Annotated in this window: 23 protein-coding genes and 2 pseudogenes; 4 read left to right on the top strand and 21 right to left on the bottom strand. The window is 65.9% G+C overall.

Translation table 11 applies throughout. The features are described from left to right. From BN4348_RS63070 to BN4348_RS38870, 13 genes are all read right to left on the bottom strand, one after another. The coding region (locus tag BN4348_RS63070) for a PPE family protein, SVP subgroup (RefSeq protein WP_456238205.1) at window positions 1–343 on the bottom strand (343 nt) is incomplete at its 3' end. Window positions 344–1201: 858 nt separating this feature from the next. Further along, window positions 1202–2119: an ESX secretion-associated protein EspG gene (locus tag BN4348_RS38925; protein ID WP_066911574.1), complete on the bottom strand. Its 918-nt coding sequence runs from the start codon at window positions 2117–2119 to the stop codon at window positions 1202–1204. Window positions 2120–2203: 84 nt separating this feature from the next. Further along, window positions 2204–2488, bottom strand: coding sequence for a WXG100 family type VII secretion target (locus tag BN4348_RS38920; RefSeq protein WP_066911571.1), 285 nt, complete (start codon window positions 2486–2488; stop codon window positions 2204–2206). Window positions 2489–2535: 47 nt separating this feature from the next. Beyond that, the gene (locus tag BN4348_RS38915) at window positions 2536–2832 is read right to left on the bottom strand and encodes a WXG100 family type VII secretion target (protein WP_066911568.1); all 297 of its coding nucleotides are present in this window, start codon (window positions 2830–2832) and stop codon (window positions 2536–2538) included. Between the two features lie 142 nt (window positions 2833–2974). Next, window positions 2975–4132: a PPE family protein gene (locus BN4348_RS62145; RefSeq protein WP_066911565.1), complete on the bottom strand. Its 1158-nt coding sequence runs from the start codon at window positions 4130–4132 to the stop codon at window positions 2975–2977. A gap of 22 nt (window positions 4133–4154) precedes the next feature. Then, a complete protein-coding gene (locus BN4348_RS38905) occupies window positions 4155–4451 on the bottom strand; it encodes a PE family protein (RefSeq protein WP_066911562.1) in 297 nt (98 codons plus the stop codon). 97 nt (window positions 4452–4548) lie between these two features. Beyond that, window positions 4549–8778 (bottom strand): type VII secretion protein EccCa, encoded by a 4230-nt coding sequence (gene eccCa / locus BN4348_RS38900; RefSeq protein WP_066911559.1) that lies wholly within the window; start codon window positions 8776–8778, stop codon window positions 4549–4551. Beyond that, on the bottom strand, window positions 8775–10295 hold the full coding sequence (eccB, locus tag BN4348_RS38895; RefSeq protein WP_066911556.1) for a type VII secretion protein EccB: 1521 nt from the start codon (window positions 10293–10295) through the stop codon (window positions 8775–8777). Before eccB ends, eccCa begins: the two co-directional genes overlap by 4 nt. A 38-nt stretch (window positions 10296–10333) precedes the next feature. After that, on the bottom strand, window positions 10334–11272 hold the full coding sequence (locus tag BN4348_RS38890) for a C40 family peptidase (protein ID WP_142308675.1): 939 nt from the start codon (window positions 11270–11272) through the stop codon (window positions 10334–10336). Window positions 11273–11603: 331 nt separating this feature from the next. Then, window positions 11604–11900, bottom strand: a complete 297-nt coding sequence (locus BN4348_RS38885) for a type II toxin-antitoxin system RelE/ParE family toxin (protein WP_066911553.1) — start codon at window positions 11898–11900, stop codon at window positions 11604–11606. Continuing rightward, a complete protein-coding gene (locus tag BN4348_RS38880) occupies window positions 11897–12148 on the bottom strand; it encodes a type II toxin-antitoxin system ParD family antitoxin (RefSeq protein ID WP_066911550.1) in 252 nt (83 codons plus the stop codon). The genes BN4348_RS38885 and BN4348_RS38880 overlap by 4 nt, the downstream gene beginning before the upstream one ends. Before the next feature lie 148 nt (window positions 12149–12296). Then, the gene (locus tag BN4348_RS38875) at window positions 12297–13406 is read right to left on the bottom strand and encodes a hypothetical protein (protein WP_066911547.1); all 1110 of its coding nucleotides are present in this window, start codon (window positions 13404–13406) and stop codon (window positions 12297–12299) included. Between the two features lie 64 nt (window positions 13407–13470). Next, window positions 13471–14292, bottom strand: a complete 822-nt coding sequence (locus BN4348_RS38870; RefSeq protein WP_235852684.1) for a hypothetical protein — start codon at window positions 14290–14292, stop codon at window positions 13471–13473. A 272-nt stretch (window positions 14293–14564) separates the two neighbouring features. On the opposite strand from BN4348_RS38870, the pseudogene BN4348_RS62420 reads away from it, so the two are divergent. Next, window positions 14565–14694, top strand: a pseudogene (locus BN4348_RS62420) (hypothetical protein); the annotation flags it as partial. On the opposite strand, the gene BN4348_RS59465 reads toward BN4348_RS62420, so the two are convergent. The 6 genes from BN4348_RS59465 to BN4348_RS38850 all read right to left on the bottom strand — a co-directional run bounded on the left by BN4348_RS59465 (window position 14691) and on the right by BN4348_RS38850 (window position 20055). Next, complete coding sequence (locus BN4348_RS59465) at window positions 14691–17036, bottom strand: hypothetical protein (protein ID WP_142308674.1); 2346 nt, start codon at window positions 17034–17036, stop codon at window positions 14691–14693. The pseudogene BN4348_RS62420 and the gene BN4348_RS59465 sit on opposite strands and share 4 nt — an antisense overlap. 9 nt (window positions 17037–17045) lie before the next feature. Next, the gene (locus BN4348_RS59460) at window positions 17046–17462 is read right to left on the bottom strand and encodes a hypothetical protein (protein ID WP_142308673.1); all 417 of its coding nucleotides are present in this window, start codon (window positions 17460–17462) and stop codon (window positions 17046–17048) included. Between the two features lie 271 nt (window positions 17463–17733). Beyond that, entirely contained in the window at window positions 17734–18003 is a 270-nt protein-coding gene (locus BN4348_RS38860) for a hypothetical protein (RefSeq protein WP_066911538.1), read from the bottom strand. Between the two features lie 76 nt (window positions 18004–18079). Further along, window positions 18080–18523, bottom strand: a complete 444-nt coding sequence (locus BN4348_RS59455) for a hypothetical protein (protein ID WP_142308672.1) — start codon at window positions 18521–18523, stop codon at window positions 18080–18082. Between the two features lie 87 nt (window positions 18524–18610). After that, on the bottom strand, window positions 18611–19084 hold the full coding sequence (locus tag BN4348_RS38855; RefSeq protein WP_142308671.1) for a hypothetical protein: 474 nt from the start codon (window positions 19082–19084) through the stop codon (window positions 18611–18613). A 320-nt stretch (window positions 19085–19404) separates the two neighbouring features. Beyond that, on the bottom strand, window positions 19405–20055 hold the full coding sequence (locus BN4348_RS38850) for a helix-turn-helix domain-containing protein (protein WP_142308670.1): 651 nt from the start codon (window positions 20053–20055) through the stop codon (window positions 19405–19407). A gap of 157 nt (window positions 20056–20212) precedes the next feature. On the opposite strand from BN4348_RS38850, the gene BN4348_RS38845 reads away from it, so the two are divergent. The 3 genes from BN4348_RS38845 to BN4348_RS38835 are packed head-to-tail and all read left to right on the top strand — an operon-like array spanning window position 20213 to window position 21271. Beyond that, the gene (locus tag BN4348_RS38845; RefSeq protein ID WP_066911529.1) at window positions 20213–20647 is read left to right on the top strand and encodes a WhiB family transcriptional regulator; all 435 of its coding nucleotides are present in this window, start codon (window positions 20213–20215) and stop codon (window positions 20645–20647) included. 18 nt (window positions 20648–20665) lie between these two features. Continuing rightward, a complete protein-coding gene (locus tag BN4348_RS38840) occupies window positions 20666–20950 on the top strand; it encodes a hypothetical protein (RefSeq protein WP_066911525.1) in 285 nt (94 codons plus the stop codon). A gap of 51 nt (window positions 20951–21001) precedes the next feature. Then, window positions 21002–21271, top strand: coding sequence for a hypothetical protein (locus BN4348_RS38835; protein WP_142308669.1), 270 nt, complete (start codon window positions 21002–21004; stop codon window positions 21269–21271). 56 nt (window positions 21272–21327) lie between these two features. Here the strand turns inward: BN4348_RS38835 and BN4348_RS38830 are convergent, their stop codons facing one another. Continuing rightward, window positions 21328–21669, bottom strand: coding sequence for a hypothetical protein (locus BN4348_RS38830; RefSeq protein WP_142308668.1), 342 nt, complete (start codon window positions 21667–21669; stop codon window positions 21328–21330). Next, window positions 21666–21908, bottom strand: a pseudogene (locus tag BN4348_RS59945) (hypothetical protein); the annotation flags it as partial. The pseudogene BN4348_RS59945 and the gene BN4348_RS38830, both read right to left, overlap by 4 nt.

Below are 21908 nucleotides of genomic sequence, written 5' to 3'. Positions count from 1 at the left end.
CCGGTTTTCCATACCGCGGTGTGCCGTCACTGTCGGTGCCGCGGCCGTGCATCCCGGCGGCCATCGGCGTACCCCCATACATCCCCGAGCCCCCGGTGGTGGTGGCCGGCGCGGCCGCCACCGAGGGACCCCCGCCCGACGCGGCCACGGGTGCGACCGCCCGCGCGGTACTGGCGGACTCCACACCGGCGCCCCCGGACGTCCAGGTCGCCGGCACCGATAACCCGCCCAGCGATCCCGCCCGGCCGGCCGCGGCCTCCACTTCCGAGGCCGCCCCGCCCAGCCCCGCAACCCCGGGCCCGCCGGCACTCGTTAACGTTGACGCCCCGCCCGCACCGAACATGCTCGGATTCATAAAACTCATGAACGGGCTCAGCAGGGATTGGAACTGGCCCAGCCCGCTTGGCCCCAGCCCGCCGCTCAACGGTGAGGAAAGCCCTTGTAGCGCTTGGGGAATGCTGCTAACGAACTCCGGGCCCATCGACAGCATCGTCTCGCCGTCCAAACCGGCGGGCAAGCCGGCGTTGCTGGCGAAATTCATCGGCTGCTGTCCGGCTGAGGTGCCGCCCGACTGGCCCAATGCGGCCGCTTGCGCCGCCAGCCCCATTGGATCAGAGTTCGGCAGCGGCGGGACGAACGGGACCAGCGTGCCGGTGATGCCCGAGGCCTGGCCGGCGAAGCCATACATCGTCGAGGTGTCCTGGGACCACATCTGGGCGTAGTGNCCGACGGGCGGCGCCGGGCCGAACGAAGGCCCGGCGGGCCCAGGAGGCGGCGGCGGTGGTGGTGGTGGTTCGGGTGCAGCGTGAGCGCCTTCACTGCCATCCGGCGCCGCTGACGCGCTGCCGGGTTCCGGCGGCCACCCGGCCTCTGCACTGTCGCCTTCCGCGGGTGGCGGTGTGAACTCGTATCGGCTCACCGGCGGCATCTGCGGTGGCTGCGGCGCGCCCGGCTCGGGCAACCGCAGATCCGCCAACGACACCTCCTCGGTGAGGTCGTCCGTGGGCCCCGGATGCTCGCGGTGTGCCTCGGTGTTGTCCGGCGGCAGATAACGCGACATGAAGTCGGAATTGTCAGACATTACTAGTCCCCATATAGCTGGCGTTTACTACGTTCGATCCTAGGGGCAGAATTCTTGCTATACCACGCCCGCTCAGTATTTATCGATAACAGTTTGCTGGGCAGGTGGCCCAGCGTTTAGTCAGGCCATTCGTTCGTGGCTAACCCAGGCTCGCACCCCGACACTGTCGAAGACCGTCGTCAGCGCGTGATGTAGCTGGGCAGGTGTGGCCGGGGCGATCGCCAGCCACTCCTGTTGGCTACCCGGTGGCGGGTTGAGCCGATACAGCGCCACCCGCCCCGAGGCGGTATCCCGCAGGTTCAGCACCGTTTGGCTCCACACCGTGTCGATATCCACATGGGCCCGCGCATAGACCAAGGCCTCGGCCTGCGGATCTTCTAACGCCGCGCCCAGCTCAGCCAGCGCCCCGCCGCGTAGCCCCAGCGCGCGCAGCGCAGCCAGCTTGGCCGCGGCCGAATCGGCCTTGGCATGCATCGCGATCGCGGTGCGCATGTCATCCAGCGGTACGTTGACCGCACTGATACGTGCCGGCTCCACCCGGTGCACCGAGTCCAGCGCCTCACCGACCAGGCGTTGCACCCACTCCTGATCGGTTCCAGGGCAATCGTCGATGGTGATGTAGGACCCGGCGCGCACCGCCGAGGCCCAGCGGCCGTCGCGGCGGGCCAGCACAACGCGCAGCTGCTCATCGGGTATCGCACGCCAGGTGCTGGGCACGTCCATCACCACCGGTGTCACCACGTTCATCGGCCCGCGAGACACCAACAGGATCACTTCGACGTCAGGGCTGGCCAATACCTTCATGCGCGCCGCGATATCGGAACGCACCACCGCGCCCTCATCGGCAATGCCCTGGTCGACCAGCACAGCCAAACCCGGGTGCGCGGTGAGCCATTCGGCGCTCTGCGGTTGCCCGTAGGGCCGCCCGCGCAGCTCGGGAGCAAGCTGGGAAATGCCCAGCATGGCTTGCAGCAGCCACAGCCCCTCGAGGTTGACGGTGATGTCGGCGGTCGGGGTGGTGGGAATTTCAGCGGTCATCATCGAAAGGCTCCCTGGTCGCTAACGCAAACGTGGCGGCACCGCATCCGGTGCCGCCACGTCGCCGCCCTCGAACAGTGCAGGCTAGGCCCACGAAGATCCGACGGCGCTGTCGGTGCTGTTCATGTTGGCACCGGCGGTCTGCACCTTCTGCCCGTGGGCGTTGGCTTGCTCGTAGATCACCTGGAAATTGCGGCCCAACTGGGTGATGAACTCCTGGCAGGCCGTCGAGCCGGCGCCGCCCCAGAAATCCCCAGCCGCGAGCACGTCTCGCACGATCGCTTGGTGCTCGGCCTCCAGGGCAGCGGCCTGGGCGCGGATGAGGGCGCCGTGGGCATCGACATCACCGAACTGGTAGTTGATCGACATTGTTCTCCAGTCTCCTTGGCGTAAAAGTTGGTTTCGGACCCCGGCGGCTAACTGCTCAGGATCTGCTGAGAGGCCTGCTCTTGGGTCTCGTAGTTGTTGGCGTCGCGGATCAGGCCGTCGCGCACCCCGTGCAGCATGTTCACGATGTTGCGGAACGCCTGATTCATCTGGCCCATGGTGTCGTAGGACGTCGCCTGAGCCTGTCCGCTCCAGCCGGCGCCGGCGATGTTCTGCGAGGACGCCCACATCTTGCGGGCCCCGTCCTCGACCGTTTGGGCGTGTCCCTCGAAACGGCCGGCCATGCCCCGCATCGCGTGCGGGTCGGTCATAAAGCGGGTGGCCATAATAAAGCTCTCCTTAAAGCGCGGGTGATTTTATTTCAGCGTTGCTGTGTGACCAGTCTATTGGCCTCATCTAACGCCGGGCAACGGTCGGCGCAACCTATTTTGCACAAATTTTTTCTCGCCTCATGTGACTAATATAGGGCTAGCGTCGGCGTAGCACTTTGACCGGTTTTCCATACCGCGGTGTGCCGTCACTGTCGGTGCCGCGGCCGTGCATCCCGGCGGCCATCGGCGTACCCCCATACATCCCCGAGCCCCCGGTGGTGGTGGCCGGCGCGGCCGCCACCGAGGGACCCCCGCCCGACGCGGCCACGGGTGCGACCGCCCGCGCGGTACTGGCGGACTCCACACCGGCGCCCCCGGACGTCCAGGTCGCCGGCACCGATAACCCGCCCAGCGATCCCGCCCGGCCGGCCGCGGCCTCCACTTCCGAGGCCGCCCCGCCCAGCCCCGCAACCCCGGGCCCGCCGGCACTCGTTAACGTTGACGCCCCGCCCGCACCGAACATGCTCGGATTCATAAAACTCATGAACGGGCTCAGCAGGGATTGGAACTGGCCCAGCCCGCTTGGCCCCAGCCCGCCGCTCAACGGTGAGGAAAGCCCTTGTAGCGCTTGGGGAATGCTGCTAACGAACTCCGGGCCCATCGACAGCATCGTCTCGCCGTCCAAACCGGCGGGCAAGCCGGCGTTGCTGGCGAAATTCATCGGCTGCTGTCCGGCTGAGGTGCCGCCCGACTGGCCCAATGCGGCCGCTTGCGCCGCCAGCCCCATTGGATCAGAGTTCGGCAGCGGCGGGACGAACGGGACCAGCGTGCCGGTGATGCCCGAGGCCTGGCCGGCGAAGCCATACATCGTCGAGGTGTCCTGGGACCACATCTGGGCGTAGTGAGCCTCGTTGGCCATGATCGCCGGGGTGTTGAACCCCATGAAGTTCGTCGCAACCAGCGCCGCCAGCTGGGCGCGGTTCTCGGCGATCACCGGCGGGGGCACCACCCCCGCCCGGGCGGCCTCAAACGCCGCCGCCGCCGCAGCAGCAGCCCCAGCCGCCGCCTGGCATTGCTCGGCGGTGGCGATCATCCACACCACATACGGCGCCGCGGCCAACGCCATCGTCATCGACGACGGACCCAGCCACGCCGTGCTCGTCAGCGCCTCGATCACCGCCCCGAACGCCGCCCCTGCCGAGCCCAGCTGCGCGGAGAGCGCCTGCCACGCCGCCGCCGAGTCCATCAAAGACGCCGAACCCAGGCCGGCGTACATCCGGCCTGAGTTGATCTCCGGTGGGACCTCGTAATCCATGGCTGGGGCCGCGACCCTCGGGTTAGACCATCGCGACGGTGTTGATCGCCTCGGTCGCGGCGTAGTCGGCCGAGCTGGCACCCATCGTCGAGACAAACATCGCATGAATCACCGACCCGATCGCCTGAGTCGCCTGGTACACCCCGGCGTGCGTGCCGAACGCCGCGGCCAACAGAACCGAGGCAGGCTCGGGCGCCGGCGGCACCACACCCAGCGTCGGCGCCGCGCCCGCAGCGTTACCCGCCGCTACCGCCGACCCGATCCCCGCCAACCCCGAAGCCGACGCATCAATCCCCGCAGGTAACGCCTCGACAAACATAGAAATCCTCCCCACAAACAACCGACCGGAGCATTTACCCGGTCTGATGACAAAAGTGTATCGGCGCGCACGGACTTATGCGCGGCCCATCAGCGATCTAGCCCAACCCGGCATCGGCTACTTGGACGTAAATTCCCGATTCGCCCGATTCGGCGGTATTCATCAAGAATCCGCGGCCCCGCGGCATCGAATGCCCCTTCCATTTGCCCTTCACGAAACCGGGGTCGGGGTCAGAATCCATTACCAGCAGCGGCTCGGTGGCATCCCGAAGCAGCCTCAGTACCGGATCAGCCCCCAGCCCCGCCATGAACGCCCCGAACAGTCGGGTGTAGACGATGTGCAACCCCACGTCGGCGCCCGCCTGGACGAACGGAGCGATCGGGACCAGCGGAGAGTCGTAGCCGGCCGGCAGCCGCTCAGAATCATCGATGATCAAAAAGACCTCCGGGCCCTGCCAGTGCCGCTGGCCGATCTGATCGACCGACACATCGTCGCTGGGCATCCGCGGCGCAAGCACCTGGGCCAACTCATCCATGCGCTGCTTGACCGCCGTCGGTGTCGACGCGAAGCGGTGCACATACGACGAATCCAGCACACTGAGCAGCTGGCGGCGCGGATCAACCAGCCACACCTGCGCGGCCGGGCGGCCCGCCTGCCCTGTCACCACTTGACTTGTCGACGCCTCGGCACCCGGGGCATAGACCCGCCCAATCTCGCGCATCAACGTCGCACACGCCGTGGTGCGCCCGCACTTGGTTTGCCCCGTGATCACCAGATGCTGGCCGTCGAAGAACACCGGACGCTCGGTCTCATCGAGCGCCCACACCATCGCCGACGCCGCCCGGCCATCCCCGCCCGCACGGGCGGCCAGCTCGGCCCGCGCCACCCGTTGCGGCAGCCGGCGAACCTTCGCCGCCGGGGTAAACCCGCTAGCCACCCGGCTGACGGCATCGGTCACGCTGCGTGAGTCGAACACCTCGCCAGCGGTGGACTCCAGCGCCGGGCGCGCCATCAGGGTGTGCAACCCCACCGGGTCCCAGCCGGCGCGCTCGTAGTTCTGTCCGATCATGCCGCGCCCTGGCCGGCCCGAAGGAACCTCGGCGGCCAGGCGCGGCTTGGCCACCAGTTGGGCATCGTTGATATCGGCCAGGCGCAGCTCCACACGAGACCCGAAGTCCGCGCGCACCGACACCTGCAGGTCGGTGCTCTTGGAGACCGCGGCCACCACGTGAATACCGAACGTCGGCCCTTCCTTGATCAGCCGGTTCACCTTGTCTTCGACCAGCGCCGGATACTCACTAGCCAGCGCCGCGTAGTTGTCGATCACCAAAAACACGTCGCCGTAACCGTCATCGGGCATCGCCCCGGCCTCACGGCCAGACTTGCGTCGGCGAAACACCTCCATCGACATCACGCCGGTCGCCTCGAAACTGCGCTTACGTGAGGCCAGCAGCGCCGCCATCTCCGCCACGGTGCGGCGCACACCGTCGCCGTCCAGCGACATCGCAACACCACCGACATGCGGCAACCCCGCCACACTACCCAGCGCCGCCGAGGAAAACGCCAAGCAGTAGAACTGCACCTGCTCTGGGGTATGGGTCATGGCCGCCGCGCAAATCAGGTCCTGCAGCGCCGTCGTCTTGCCCGAGCCCTGAGCGCCGACGATCACCACGTTCGCCCCCGGGCCCGACACGTCAACCGTCAACGGATGCTGGTCGTGCTTGAACGGCCGGTCCACCAGCCCGATCGGAAACACCAGATTCGGGGTGCGCGCATAGTCGCTGTCCCAGCGCCGCCCCAGATGGGTGTTCACCAATTTCTCCACACTCCACGGCGCATCCAGCGGCGGCTTCCACAGCCGGTAGGGCTCAAAGTCAATCCGGCGCAGCTGGTCGATGATGATGCGCCCCACCTGTGGGCGCATCAGCGCAGTGACGGCCTCGGCATCCTCGCTGTCGCGGGGCTGCTCGATCACCTCGTCGACCTCGCCGCCCGCATCGTCGGTGGCCGCGGAGGCCTCGGATTCATCGGGCAGCGGCAGCGGCGTGAAATCCGTGGAGAACAATTGCGGCGCAAAATAACTGACCGACGCCCCCTCAGCTTGGGGGCCGCCGTCGAAGTCCTCGGTGCCGGGCTTACGGTACTCACGCCACAAGAACTCGCCTTGAAATTTCGTCAAGGCGCCATTCGACGGGCTGCCCTCTAAGAAGTAGCACTGCCCAGAACCCTTGAGGTTCACCGCGTTCGGCACGCCGATCGCCGCGGCGGCCTGCGGTGTTTTCGTTTGCAGGGCCAGCCGATACCCCATGTTCTCCAACAGCGCCTCAGCGCGGGTGTCGATCTGCTGGCTGGCCATGTGCAGATGAACCCAATACGCCCGGCCCTGGCGGCAAATCCGATCCAGCGCCACCTGGATCTCACTGCCCATCAGCTTGAACAGCTCGGCGAACTCGTCAATGACCACCATCAACACCGGCAGCGCCGGCAAAACCTCGGCGGCCCCCGACGACAACTGATCCGCGCGCAGCTTGTTGTATTCGGTCGCATCATCAGCACCGGCTAAATCGCACAAGGCTTTACGTCGTGCGATCTCGCCGTCGAGCGCGTCGACGAAGCGGCCCATCAGACTTTGGTCCTCTTCGAGGTCGGTGATGATCTGGGCCACATGGGGCACCCCGGCGAACGGCCGCACACCCGAGCCGCCTTTGAGGTCGGCCAACATGAACTGCAGATTTTGCGGCGGGTGCCCCAAAATCAGCGACTCAATCAGCGCCCGCAACATCATCGTCTTGCCCGAGCCGGTGGTGCCGGCCATCACCCCGTGCGGGCCCTGACCGCCCTGGGAGTCCTCTTTGAGGTCGACGAAAAACAGCTCGTTGTTATCGGCGCGGTTACCCAGCGGCACCTTGAGCCGTTGCGGGGAGTTGATGTCGCTGCGCGAGGCCCACAACCTCTCGAAATCAATATGGGCGGCGTCCTCAATGCCGTAGTACGACAGAATGTCTCGGGCCATCACCCGCTGTCCGGTGTTGATTTCGATCGCCTCGTAAGCCTCGGCCAGCCGCCAGCGCGACATCCGCTCGGCGAATGTCTCGGCCGCGTCGCGACTGATCTGATCGGCGTAGGCGAAAAACTGCGGCTCGTTGCCCTGGGCGTCCCACGTCACCGGGTCGCGCGGCACCGCGTTGATCACCGCGTTCTCACCGATATAGAGCACGCGGCGCGGATCACGGCACGCCGGCACCCGGCTTGAGCCGCGCACGTCGAAAAACGTCAACCCGTTGACCCCTTCGGAGCTTCCGAAACGATCCCAACCCACCTCGGTGTCGCACACAATCAACGTGTGCGGCAACGGGTTAATCGGGTCTTTGGAGGCCCCGAGGCGGGCCCGGAAGTCCCCGCGCCCACGCAGCGACAGCGCATCCGCTTGAGCGGCAAGGAAATCGGTAACCGATCCATACACCATGCGCACCGGGCCAGCGCCATCCTCGACCACCGGGTCACCGGCGTGCGGCAGCCACTTCACCCAATCCCACTCGGGCACATCAGAAGTCACCACCACCAGCCGCAGATGATCGGGGCCGTGAAAAAACACCAACTCGCAGATGATCGCGCGCATCAACGCCAGCACCCGCTCGCGCGGCCCGCGCAGCTCATATCCGGGCTCCACCATCAACGACACCAGGGCGGGCACCCCATAGGCCACCGTCTGGTACTGCATGAACTCCTGGAGAACCTTGCCGGTCACCGGCTCGAGCTCGATATCGGTCGGCGCGTCCTGCGGCTCGGCGAACATCGCGGTATGCGACTCCACCAAATCCGTCATGCCCACCCCCACCCGGGCCACCCCGAACCACGTATCAGAACCGTTGGGTTTGCGCTCCCACATCCGTACACTGCCCACGCTGGCTTCCAGCGTGTCCGGTGCGGGGTGATACCAGCGGTAGTTCTCATCCAACCGGTCAGCCAACTCCGATGTGGTTCCCCGCAGCTCGTCCATGACCATGCAAAAACGCGCCCGCAGCGCATCGAGCTTGGAGCGCGACATCTCCTGCGACCCGCCGCGCCCGCCGAACAGCATCGCCATCAGACCGCCGACCATCACGATCGGAAACAACGAGCCCGCGCCGGTAAACGAGCGGGCCCCGCTGGCGAACGACACCCAAACCATCGCGCCGACCAAGCCCATCAAGCCGACGATCAACACGACCGACCACAGCGGTTTGCTTTGCGGCGGCGGAACTTTCAGCGGTGTGGGCAACTCAATGGTCTCTGGCCTATACGATGGCGCCTCAGCGGTCTCCTTGCGGGCAAACCCATGCTTCACGACTTCGGGACCTCCAATTCAGCCGGGTTGGCGTCGACAGGCAGCGTGTTGTGGCGTACCAGCGCATCAGCGCGCGACAGCGCCGGCCCGGCGGCCAGCAGCCGCAGCGCCAGCCACGGCGCCGGGCTCGGGGAATGTTTCTTCAAACCAAGTGCGTTCATCGTGTCCTCCTCGCGTGGCACCCCGAAGCGCACACCTGATTCCGAGATCCACCACAACGACTCCACCGTGGCAGCTGACGGTGAATTACCGGTTGACACCACATAATTGGCGTACTCGGGGCCCAAATACACGCGGTCGGCCTGCATCTGCGTGCCCGGGGTTTTCACCAAGTCCACCACCTTGTCCACCTGGGCTTCGGCCACCGGGATGGTCGGCCCAGCGATCACCGACGTCGTGGCCATCGACTCCCCGCTCACTTTCTCCCAGTGCCAGCAGGCCGCCGCGTTGAGCTGGCTGTCGATCACCTGCGGCGGCGCGGCCGGGAATGCCGACAAGTCCAGCGGCTGCACCACCGGCAACTTGGCCAACACCGGCCCGGCCACCACCGGCATCACCGCGCCGGCCGGCCCGGCATTTTGCAGCACCTGAGCCACCACCGGCGACACCGGCTGCACGCCATCGGTCAGCACCACCGAGTAGGCCGTCTGCCCGCCCACCTGAGGAGTCGACACCACCGTGCCGACCGGGCCGGGCGCCCCGGCGAACCGTGCCGGTGACCCAGCATCCGGGATCACCGGCACCGACAACTCCGGGCCCACCGGAATGGCATCAAACAGCGCCCGGCTCATCGGGCGCGACCCCAGCACCGCGTCCTCGCCCAACCCCAGCGCCAACAGCACCGCCCGGGCGCCCTGATTGATCAGCGAGCGGCGGCCATCGCGGATCAGCCACACCGCATCCCCATAGCGGCGCACCATCGCATCACTAGAGCCCAGCACATGGCGGCGCGGCCCCAGATCCGGCTGGCCATCAATAATTGTCACCGTCACCGGCTCCGGTGCTGCTGTCCCGAACGCTTTGGTGATCTCATCGCACACCAGCCACGACGAGCGGCCCGGCGACGTCACCGCCATATCCTGCGGTGCGCCCGCAATACCGACCAGCGGCCCCCGCGGGTGCGCTTCAATCTCGCTGCGGCGCACCCGAACCGGGTTGGCCGCCTCCCCGGCGATCAGCCGCGCCGACGACAAATTCAGCGCCGGATACAGCTTGTCCACCACTCGCACATACAGCGCACCCGAATCCTGATCCGCCAAAATCCGCGCCTGCCCCGCCGAACCAGCCGGGCGCACGAACGACCAAAACAACGCCCCCAGACACAGCACCGCGGTGATCGTCACACCCGCCAACATCGCCATCGACTGGCGCCGGCCCGGTTCGGCCTCCATCCGCACCCGCCGCCGCGTCATCGCCAACACCGCCCGGCGGGCAAAAAACATGTGCCCCGACACCTGCACCCGTGTCGACAACCCTAGACCGCGGCCGCGCCATCGCGACTCTTCCGCCTTATCCATTCCCGGCTCAACCACCGCTACATCCCCACCGAAAATCGTTATCCGATAATCCGTTTCACCACAACACGTCCTTGCGGGAAGCCCGAATACTGGACATGGCCGCCCGGCGTGGGTGCCTCGATCACTTTCGTCGAGGACACCGCGAGTTGCACATGCTCAGGCCGGCGGCCCGAGAAATTGGAAAACACCAAATCACCGGCCCGCACGTCAGCCCGGTCCACCGGCGTGCCCACCCGAATCATGTCGTAGGTCATGCGCGGCAACCGCACCCCCGTGTGAGCGTAGGCGTCCATGACCAGTCCCGAGCAGTCGTATGTTCGTGGCCCCGTCGCGCCCCACACATACGGGCAGCCCAGCTTCGTCTCGGCGTACTGCACTGCCCGCAACGCCGTCCCCCTACCTCGGCCATCGCCGCCGAACATCCAGGCGCCCGACTCACCACCCGGCTCCCCGCCGCCGCTGCGCAGGCTGCCCATCAGTGACGCTGGTATGCCCGATGCCAAGCCAGTCACGCCACTGAAGGCGCCGCTGCCCGACGTTAAACCGCCCAGCCCGGACAGGGGCATACCCCCCATCCCCGCTGACCCGATGCCGCGATAGCCCGCGGCCAGCTCGCGGAGCCGCAGCGCCAACAACCGGTTTTGCGCCGTGGTCTGATCCAGCTGACGCTGCATCGCCGCCAAATGCTGATCCATCGTCGCCATGATCAACTGCGCGCCGGCCGGCGAGCGACCCAACCCAGCGGTCGCAGCACCCACCGCGCGGGCCTGATCACGAATCAGACCCGACGCCGCCCGGCCCTGAGCGCCAACCGCCCCGCCGTGGGTGACCGCCTGCCCCGAGCCCTCATCAAGACCATCCGTGCCAGCCTGGGCCTGCTGGTACGCGCCACCAGCGGCCGTCGCGCCACCAGTCAAGCCGCTGTCCTCACCCGGGCCGACCGGCACCGCTCCCCGACCGGCGCCGGCGGCAAACACCTGCCCACCCTCGCCGGGCCCCCCGGCCGGAAACAACCCATGACCGCGAGTCAGCAGCCGATCAACCCCAGCCACGAACTCCGCAACACTCACCCACCAAAATTAACCTGAGCAAATCCCCCCGGCCACAGCCACGCACAATTGCCCCCTCACTGTAGGTTTTCGCCGTCGGCGACATCTCCGGCTACCGCTGACCTGCGATGCTCCCGGTTGTCTCGCGGCGGTTCCGCCCCGGCTTGTCTCACGATCCACTTCATTTCCTACGAGGCCGGCGATCAGTGTTGACCGAGGGTCTCCAGGCATCTTGGCTGCGACATCGCGCTGCATGAAGTCAGTCGAAGTGCCGGTCGACATCCATCCGTTGGTGGAGTATGCGCACCACATTGATCACGTCGCCGGTGACAATCCGGTAGTAGAGCGTGTGCGATCCAACAGCGTGCTTCCGGTAGCCAGGGCGGAGTTCGTCGCAGGCCCGTCCGATCATAGGATTGTCGACCACTCGTTCGATCGCGCGCTGGATTTCACGGACGTATTCCTCGGCCTGATCGTCATCCCAGCGCTGGCAGGTGTAATCCCAGATCTGTTCCAGGTCGGCGCGGGCGGCGGGCGAAAGTACATACCGGTTCACCGGCGGCGAGGTTGCTCAGCTCGCTTGCGCGCAACGAACTCATCGAAGTCGAATGGTGTCGGCTCACCACTTCGTTCGCCGGCGTCGAGTGCCTGGCGCAATGCGCGCAGGCGGGTCTCACGATCCTCAAGCAGCCGCAGAGCAGAACGCACGACGTCACTGGCCGAGCGGTAACGGCCCGACGCCACCTCCTCATCGATGAATGCGCTGTAATGCTCGTCGAGGCTGAAGGACGTATTCTTGCCCACACATCGAATGATACCAACTATTGGTATCCTCGCCCTAGTTGGCCACGGTAGTGGCTGCGAAGGTTGGCGGATCCGCCATCACGCCCACCATCGTTCGTGAAAGTCCGCCACGGATCGCGAGACCCTACACCTCTCATCACCACCACCATCACCACATCCCTGCGATGCTGCGGTACAACGCAGTGGCCTTGGGCAGCTGACTCTCGATCTCGCTCAGATAGGCCCTGCGGCCGTGGGCCACCGCCGCTTCAGCCGACGATTCGCCCGGGCGCTGCTGTAACCAAAAGATCGACTTCCAAATATCCGGTGACGACGGGCCGCCGTGGTGCGCGAGCCGGTCAAAAAACCCCGAGATCGCCGTGTTCGGATTGTTGCGGCCCGGATAGCCCGCATCCTGCTGAAAAATGCTCCTCCACAACCCATTCGGGCTCACAGCCCGAGGGCGCAACCCGCTTTCTTGCATCGCCGCAGACAAGATCGCGATCGTCTGGTGAGGCGAGTAGCCGCGGCGCCGGGCTTCATGGATGATCGCCGCCGCCACCTCGTGCGGAGTGGAATCCAGCGTCAACCCGCCTAGCGGAGTCCCCACATCGCCACGCGGTGCCGCTTCAGCGCTGCGCGATCCACGCGCCCTACGCGCCGATCCAACCAGACGGCTCCAACCCCCTGGCGAACTTCCCAAGCCAGTCAACCCGCTCAATCCGCTGAGGCCGCCGCTGCCCGACGTCAAACCGCCCGGCCCGGATAGCGGCCTACCCCCCATCCCCGCTGACCCGATGCCGCGATAGCCCGCGGCCAGCTCGCGGAGCCGCAGCGCCAACAACCGGTTTTGCGCCGTGGTCTGATCCAGCTGACGCTGCATCGCCGCCAAATGCTGATCCATCGTCGCCATGATCAACTGCGCGCCGGCCGGCGAGCGACCCAACCCAGCGGTCGCAGCACCCACCGCGCGGGCCTGATCACGAATCAGACCCGACGCCGCCCGGCCCTGAGCGCCAACCGCCCCGCCGTGGGTGACCGCCTGCCCCGAGCCCTCATCAAGACCATCCGTGCCAGCCTGGGCCTGCTGGTACGCGCCACCAGCGGCCGTCGCGCCACCAGTCAAGCCGCTGTCCTCACCCGGGCCGACCGGCACCGCTCCCCGACCGGCGCCGGCGGCAAACACCTGCCCACCCTCGCCGGGCCCCCCGGCCGGAAACAACCCATGACCGCGAGTCAGCAGCCGATCAACCCCAGCCACGAACTCCGCAACACTCACCCACCAAAATTAACCTGAGCAAATCCCCCCGGCCACAGCCACGCACCCCCAGTTCGGCGCCCGGTCAGTGGCCGCCCTGCGGATAAGTCGGCGGGCCCAGCGGGCCGTACGGCCGATACGGTTCCGGCACCATATCCCCGTGCCACAGGTAAATCCCTGAACCCGGCAGGTACTCGTCCCAGCCGTAGGGCGGCGGATCACCCGCCCACCCCGGCGGATAGAACTTCGCGCCGGGAAAAGCCGACTGCGGCACCCACACGCCCGAGTTGGGACCCAGCTCGATGTAGGGGTCGGGATTGCCTTGCTCGTCGACCACCGTCGGCGGACCGAGGGCGCCCGGCGGAAGCACCTTGTAGTCGGGGATCTCATCAGACCTCACGAAAAAGTGCGGAACCTGATCCGGATCCTTTGTCCTGTCGTAAATATCCACCCACGGCGGCGAATCAGGAAAGTTGGGCGGACCCAGCCCACCCTTGCCGGCGTAGTACGGCATATGGTGCTTGTCGCCAGGCTTCCACTTACCCGACGAGTCCAGCGGCACCGCCGGCGGCGAATCCTTCGCCCCACTAGAGAGGGTCTGATATCCCGCGCCCACCTGCCGCAACGTCGCCGACACACCCTGGTACTGGCTCTTAGTCGACTGCAACTGTCCCTGCATCGCCGACAAATGCTGGTCCATCGCCGCCATCAACAGCTGCGCACCCGCCGGCGACTTAGCCATCGGCATCAGCGCGGCCGCCGTCGCACGGGCCTGGTCACGCATCAGCCCCGACGCCACCCGGCCCTGCTCACCGATCGCGCCGCCCTGGGCCGCGGCCTGTTGCAACTCCTCATCCAAGCCCGCAACACCGGTCTGTGCCTGCTGATAAGAACCAGCGGCTCTCACAACACCCACCTGCAAACCACTGCCACCATCAGGCGACCCCGGCATAGAGCCCCCGCCCCCGGACGTAGGCAATGCCGCGCCCTCACCGCCAGCCGGATACAGCTCGTGCGCACGCGTCAGCAGCCGATCAACCCCAGCCACAAACGCCGCAATACTCACCCAACAAAATTAACTGACCCAACCCCAGCCAGGCCACACCCAAGCAGGCCAAAAGTGCGGGCCTCATTGGTGGTATCGCCCACCTTCTGTTCCCATATATTTATGGCACCGATGAACTGCTCGACATCCTCAAGACCGAAATCTGGCCATTGCTCGACGATCGCTCCCCGATCAGCAAAATCGGAAGGTGAACAGGCACTCGGAGACAACTCAGCGACGGGAGCACCTGCTGAAACGGCTTAGGTCAACACCAAGTCCCTTAACGGCGCCCGCACTCCAGCAACCCAGGCCGCGTACACCACGTTGAGCAGGTCCGCGCCGTGCCGCTCCCAGCACAGCAGCGCCTCCAACCGGCGGCACTTAACGAATTCCCTTGTATAGCTGACGACCTGGTGGGGGTTTTCCACGCCGTTCAATCCTGGCCGCTGGGCCACCATCATGACCAGCGCGTCCTCGTGTTCTTCGCCCAGCAACGCCCACTCTTCAGCCTTGGGCCAACGCTGCGCGACCAGCGCATGCGCCACTGACTGAGCAACCGGCGATAACTCCTCACCTGAAATCCCGAATGCCAACTGGCGGGTCAACTCTCGGCAATAGTCACGCACCATCGACTCGTCGGCTGCCACCAAGTCCGCGTACAGCGCCGCGTCCACGGTCTGCAGCCGATGCGACCGCGACGGCAATAACTCCGCAGCCGGATTATCCACCGCGCCAACCGGCTTCACACCAGTCGCTACCTCGGTCACCGCCGGATGCTCCGCCAAGAACTCCGACGACCACGCCCACGTCGTAGCCACCGCGCCCACGCTATCCCCACACTCCCGCGCCGCCCGCACCGCTTTATCGGCCGGGTTCACCCAGCCAAACCAGCGGGCATCGAACTCTTCGCTATGCCCGCCAGCCACCGGCATCGTCTTCCGCAAGAACACACCCGGCGGGATGTAGGCGGCACCGTCGTTAGTGGCCACCCACAACGTCGGCATCCCCGAGGTGTTACGGCCAACGGCCACAGCCCAATCCAAGCCAGGATCTGTCACGCTCGCGGCTCCGGCCAGCTCGGCCACCGCCATCCTCGCCAGCTCCAGATCCGACGCAGCCAAATCGCGGCGCACCGCCGCGGCTTCACGCCGGCCCGCTACCGGCATCAACCCAGTGCCCGGCCCAGACCCTGACGACCCGCCACCGGCCTCAGCAGGAACCGACGGCGCAGCCGGCGCCGAACCAACCGGCGGCGCACCCGACGTGCCCTGTGGGGGAAGAACCGACCCATACGACGTCAAGCCGCCGCCCGGAATACCAGCCGCCGGTGCGGGCGCCGGCGCCGAAGCAGCAGTCGGGGGCGCAGCAGGCACCGGAGCAGCCGCCGGCGCCGCCGACGTCGGAGCCGTCTCCACCGGCGCGGCCAACGGCGTCAACGGAGCTTGTGTCACAGGCGGAACAGCACCCGCCGCCGAAGCACCAGCGGCCAGGCCGCGGCCGAAATCCATTCCCAACGACGGCATTGGAGATCCCTGCAACCCAGGCGCGCTCAACCCAGTCGGCGGTGCCATCCCCCCGGGGAAGCCGCCGAAACCTCCCATCAGCCCCTGCAACGGGCCCATCGGAAGCCCACCGCCCGAGCCCCCACCAGGCATACCCGGCAAACCCGGCAACCCGCCACCCATCAACGACGTCAACGGGTTATGACGCGGACGCGGCGGTTCAAATGGCTGATCCGTCGACGGGGCTCGTAGGGGTCCGCCCGGTGCAGGCGGCGCTGGGCCGCTAGCGCCGCCCGACGATGTGTCACGAACTGCTCCGCCGCCGGCGTGAGGACCCGGAAAACCCGGAGTTGGCGGCCGTGGAGGCCCGTCTGTCGATGGGTCCTTGTCCGTATCATTGCCAGCTTGTTTAACTTTCGGGCCGCCGCTGGGGCTCTGCTTAAAGTGGTTGGTGAATTGGGTGGTGTATTGGGTGGCGAAGGCCTGCAGGTCAGATGAGTAGCCCTCAATCGCCGTTCGGTGCACACCCAGAATGACCGCCACCTGCGCGAGCGACTGCCCCGAGCCGCTTCGCAAAAACGCTTCGGCCTCTTTATGCGCGGTATTGCTTTCGTCGCTCATAAGACGCTTCGTCATCCCGACGTCACTCGATGCCCGCTTGAACAAACCGGAAGCGACCCTACTGACCTCAGCCTGTTTGAATTTGATCGACGCTGCCTCGTTGTAGGCCGTGCGAGCAGCGTCTGCGCTCTTACCCACCCAGGAGCCGCCGTCGAACACTCCATTGGCGGCCTGGCGGGCGTCCATTGCGTTGTCCTCGTACAACTTTGATTCGTCCAGGAGGGTGTCAGCGTCGTTGGCCAGATGTGTCTCCGAGTCTTGCGGCCACACAAAAGGCTGGAAAAGGATGTGGACGAACGGCCCCTGCGGTTTGGGGTGATCACCACCATCGCCACCACCGCCAAGATGCGGAAACCCTGATGCCAGTTTGGAAATCGGCTTCGCCGCCTCAAACAGCTTCAGCAGCCGCGCCGCTTGCTTGTTGTTGCGCTCCGCCCACCAGGAAGGAACCTCGTCCCCACCCGAGGCTGTCACCGCGCCCATATGGACGGACTACCTCGGCAATCCGCACGTATCGAGCAGCGCGTTAATCGCGTCGTTCGATATGTCGTTGAGACGATTTACCTCAGGAGTTGGGGTGTTGCCCATCGCCGCGGTCGTCACATCTAGCGTCGTCTGGATGTAGTTCCGTGCCGCCGAGCCAACGTCGGCTGGCACTGCCGGAACCAACGCTGTTTGCACCGCCAATGCGCTATTGACCGAGCGCAGCACAACGGGAACATTCAAGTTCCCGTCTACCCTCAGGCCGCCTTTCCCCTGCTCGCCGCGTACTGATACATCGAATACTTGGCACAAGTGATTTTTCGCTGCAGACGCATCAGCCGCGCTGACTTGCGGGGTTATCGGCGCGGACGGCGACCCTGATGGTGCAGATGATGGTTGTGCGGCCGACTGCGTCGCGTTGTGCATCACCGCGAAAGTGGCTATTGACCCGGTAGCAGCTGAGACCACGATAACTACCGGCAGCCCCAGCGCGACCCACAACCAGGTCCGACGGCGAGGCTTTCGGCCTGGCGGAAAGTCGCTTGGTAACGGGGCACCGGCGGGCGGCAGAGTCGACGCCGGTGCTCCGGGCGGCGCAGGGACGCGTGGAGGCCCAGGCGGAGAAGGCAGCGTCACGGATGGCGCGCCTGCCCTGGACCATGGTGATGAAGTGTCCATGTGCCGCTCCCCCCTGTCGTTACGTGGTCAGTACGCCTGAGTTGCCGGCTTCAGTCGTTTGAACCGTCGCGATGCTGGACTCTCGACCGCCAGTGTTCGCCGCAGCACGGCCTTCTGTTTGGGCCTCCTCCACGGCCCGCGCACCGATCGCCGCGCCCACCAAGGACGTCATGTAGCCACCGATGCAGAGGCTGCCGAGGTTTGAGCCGGATTGTTGAGCTACTGCCTCATCCGCGGCGGACAGGCCCGTATCGGTGTCGGCCGCATCCATGGTGAACTTCGCTGCCATGCCCGCATATCTTACCGCCGGTGTCGCGGCTACACATCGTCTAACCAGCACGGATTCGAAGCATTGGCGAGCTTCGCTACGACTGCTTACGCAGTTTGCGCAGGCCTTGGGGGACGGGCGGAACGCCTTTCGCCGGTTTGGGACCTGCTGGATAGCCACCCTTTTTCTCGATCCCGTCGTCGCGTGGGACCGGATCAGGGTCGGTCCCTGAGATCAAGGCCAAGAGCCATTTAAGTGCGTTCTTCGGCCAGACCACGCGGCGAGAACTCGGCTGCCAATCGCGGGAATCTTCCATCCACGCCCCAAGGAGGTAGGGGATGGCGATGTATGCCGCTATCGCGACCCACCATGACCAAGGCAGTCCACTGGGTGCGGTCGCGCCGGTCAAAACGACGAGGCGGTAGGCGTAGCAGGTCGCTGGTGCCAGCAGCACGTGAAACGCCCCTGAGGTCGCCAAGAAGCGGAAGATCAGCGTTGCGGCATCGTTTTGCGCCACGCCAGCTGGCGCCGTGGCTTTCACGCGGAATTGTGTACACCGCGCCCGGCAGGACCGCGATTACTGCTACAAGGAGCGCCTGAAAGGTCGTGACCACGAGGCGGTTTCGACTTACCTCAGGAGGGCCAGACGCGGGTCATCGACCCAGGCGTCACCTAAGACGCGGTAGGCGCTCCACAAGCTCAGCGCTGGTGCGGCCGGGCCACTGAGCCGCACCGGATAGGTGGAGTCGAAGCCCAATGTCAAGATCCACCGCTCTAAATCCGGGTAAAACTCTGTGCACGCTCCGAACCAGAAACTGACCAGGCCGTGCGGCGCGGTCGTGCAGATCAGCCGGTCGGTTGTCACGATCACCGCGCACGTCTGGTGGAACCGCCACTGAGCGGCGGCCCGCTGCGCCGCGGCTGCCTTGCGGCGGTGATTGACCACGCCTTGGACCGCCAGCGCGCCGAACATGACCGCCGGACGGCCCGCGACAATCAACGGCAGCGGTGAATACCGGCCATCGCCGCCACAAAAGCGGCTGTAGTCGATCTCAGCGCTCAGCAGCGCCCGCTCCCCCGGTTCGAGGATCGGGCCGTACACCTCGATCGGGGTCGGCGACCGGCCGGCCCGCAACGCTGCCGCGCAACCACGGCAGTAGTCCCACCACTGCTCGGCAGGAGTGCGCGGCTGCCAGGCTGCCCGTGGTTGGCGCGCACGGTGAGATCCACCAGCGGGGCCATCGGGAACGCGGGCTGTCGACGGCGCCCGGCTGACCGGAAGGTTATGCCGCTGCGATGGTGGCATTCCCGGCATTGGGATGTCGAACATGACCGCACCGTACCTTTTCGATGTGACACCCACCCCCGATCAGCGGGCGCCTCGCCTTCCACCAAGCACATGCACAGCGGCGCGGCATCGACTCAAGGACGAATCTCCCTCAGCTGGGCCAAAATTCGGATCGCTTCGGCGCGCTCATCATCTCCTAGCCAGGGCAGCATCCAGATCAGCGCCTCCTCGGTCTCGCGGGATGCAGCGCTAAATTCATCGTCCATAGCAGCTCGGGCTGCCTCGGACATGTGGTCGCGGTGCTCGAGGAACGCCTGGCGCATCGTGACTAGTCGCTGAGCAACGGCGAATCGTTCGGCTGCGACCCTAGCGGTATCCCCGCTGACGGGCGGTGGCGCAGCACCGGCGCCCGGGGTAGTGACCACACGAGGTGCACTGCCGTCTAAGACAGCGTCGATAGTGCCGTCTTGCCACTCGATCGCCCGTTCCAAGGCTCGGCGCAGCCGTCGACTCAGCCGGCCTGAGCGGTTGGTTTCCACGGCGCGCACCGTGGCTACCGACAGGCCCCCGCGCTCGGCGACATCCGTCTGGGTCAGCTTCAGCTGTTTGCGGCGACGTCGTACTTCGTCGGCCAGCCGCTCCCAGGACATGACCCGTATCTTGCCCGACGAACCGCCAGATTTCCCCATCCGCGCCGCTAAAACAGAAGATTCAGCGGTTCGGGCTACCGGTGATGTCAGCGCTACCGAGCCAGCCACGAAATGCAGTCTGACATGCGTCGACACCGCTTCCTGCTACTGGCTGTGCGGTAAGAGAGGGCGTCCATCCTCAAAATTCTAGCGGTATAACCGCTAAAACGCTAAAATATCTGTTAGATTAGCGGTAATTCACGGGTGTTCCGCCGCAGTGAAGAACCGACGACCTATAGGAAGGACGCCTCCGATGACAACCGCGCTCACCCCCCCGGCCGATACCCCCAACACCGTCGCCAGACCTTTTGCGTCCTTCCAGATGCGCGCCGACGTGCGCCTCTTCCAGACCAGCCAAGACTTGGCCTGCCAAGAAGACCCCGAGCTGTTCTTTAACCCCCGTACCAAGCATCGCGCCATCAAGCGCTGCGTCGAGTGCCCCTTCAGGGGCCGCTGCGGCTACAACGCGGTGGCCACCGGCGCGACGCACGGCGTCTGGGGTGGAGTGATTCTGCCCGGCGCCCAGCCCAAGGCACTCAAGCCGGTCTATGCGCGTCTGGCCGCACAGTTCGAGCAGCGCCGACAGACCGAGGTCGGTGACCTTAAGGTCGCCCCGCTACCTGACCTCATGGACGACGACGAGACCGACGACGACGAACCCCTGATCTTTCAGGCCGGCGCCGCCTAGCCGCATAGGAAGGTTCCCATGAGCTCCGTCACTGCCGAGCATCCCGCGATCACCAGCGTCGACGACAACGGCACCGAACGCATCACGGTCTTTGATGACGACACATCGGTGATTTGCGGGGCATTTCGACCCGTCGGTCACGTGTACTGGCGGCTCTATCTGGCCACCGGGGTGGCCAGCGCCGGCTGCACCGCCACCCAAACCCCACCCCCGCATCTTCTGGCAGCGCGCCGCGAGGATGCGTGTCGATGGGTCGAGCTAATCGCCCACCTTTACACCAACCCTGCCGCGGTAGGTGGCTAAGCAGCCTTGCGTGCCCAGCTCCGCGCCACGGCCCGGCGCCTGAGGCACTTGATGACCGATCCGGAATTGCCGGTATCGGCCGGTGCGCCGCCTATTGAATCACTCAGCCCTGCAAGGAATCTCACGATGGCCATTCACGAAGGCTTCACGAGCATTCACCAGGCACCCCTGGTCGACCGAATAAGCCGCGAACCGCAGCGGGTAGCCGGCCCCGTCGGTGCACCACCCGACACCGACGCGCTCAATCGCCCCGACAGCGTGATCGACGGCGCGTTCGTCGGTCTCATTCCAAGCTGCGTGAGACCACGAACGGCCACGTAGCCCTAACCCATCGTCAGCTACAAGGCTGCCCTTGAGGCCCGCCTGCGAGCGGGAGCTCACCAGTCGTCGCACAACGCCTTGAGCTCATGCCAGGACGACTCCAGCCCCCAATACCGGTCGATCACCGCATTGCTGGCCTCGCGTAATCGCTCATTGCCATCGCGCAACACCTCGGTGATCAAGTCCTCCAGCCCCGCGTGGGTGTAATCAGTCAGTGCGGTCGGCTCGATGAACAGATCGCGCAAATAGCCATCGCGGTCGAAGGAAGCCACCACCACGTCGCTGATCGGGTCCCGTTCGCGCATGTTCTGGACGGCCGTGTTCAGTTCAGCCATCAATGCCCGTGTCACTCGAAGCCCCTGGTCGACGGCGGCGATCCTTTCCTGAGGGGTGCTCACGGCTTCTTCCGATCATCGGGTTTCGCGCGGCCTTCTCTGCGGTTTTTGACCGGCTCACTGTTGGCCGGCGCCACCACTTTCAGCTTGCGCTCCTGGTAGAGCTGCTTATTGTCCGCCTCGGAACCCTCACCGCCTCCGCCCCGCATGGGCGGCATCATCATCGGGCCCATGGCGCCCATCCCCGGCGCGGGCGCTTCCGGCGCGACCGGAGCTGACGGCGCCGAGACCGGCGCGGCCGC

This window comes from Mycobacterium interjectum (assembly GCF_900078675.2).
Classification (GTDB): Bacteria; Actinomycetota; Actinomycetes; order Mycobacteriales; family Mycobacteriaceae; genus Mycobacterium; species Mycobacterium interjectum.
The sequence above is the reverse complement of the archived record's forward strand: the minus strand, read 5'-3'. Positions and strand labels throughout refer to the sequence as shown.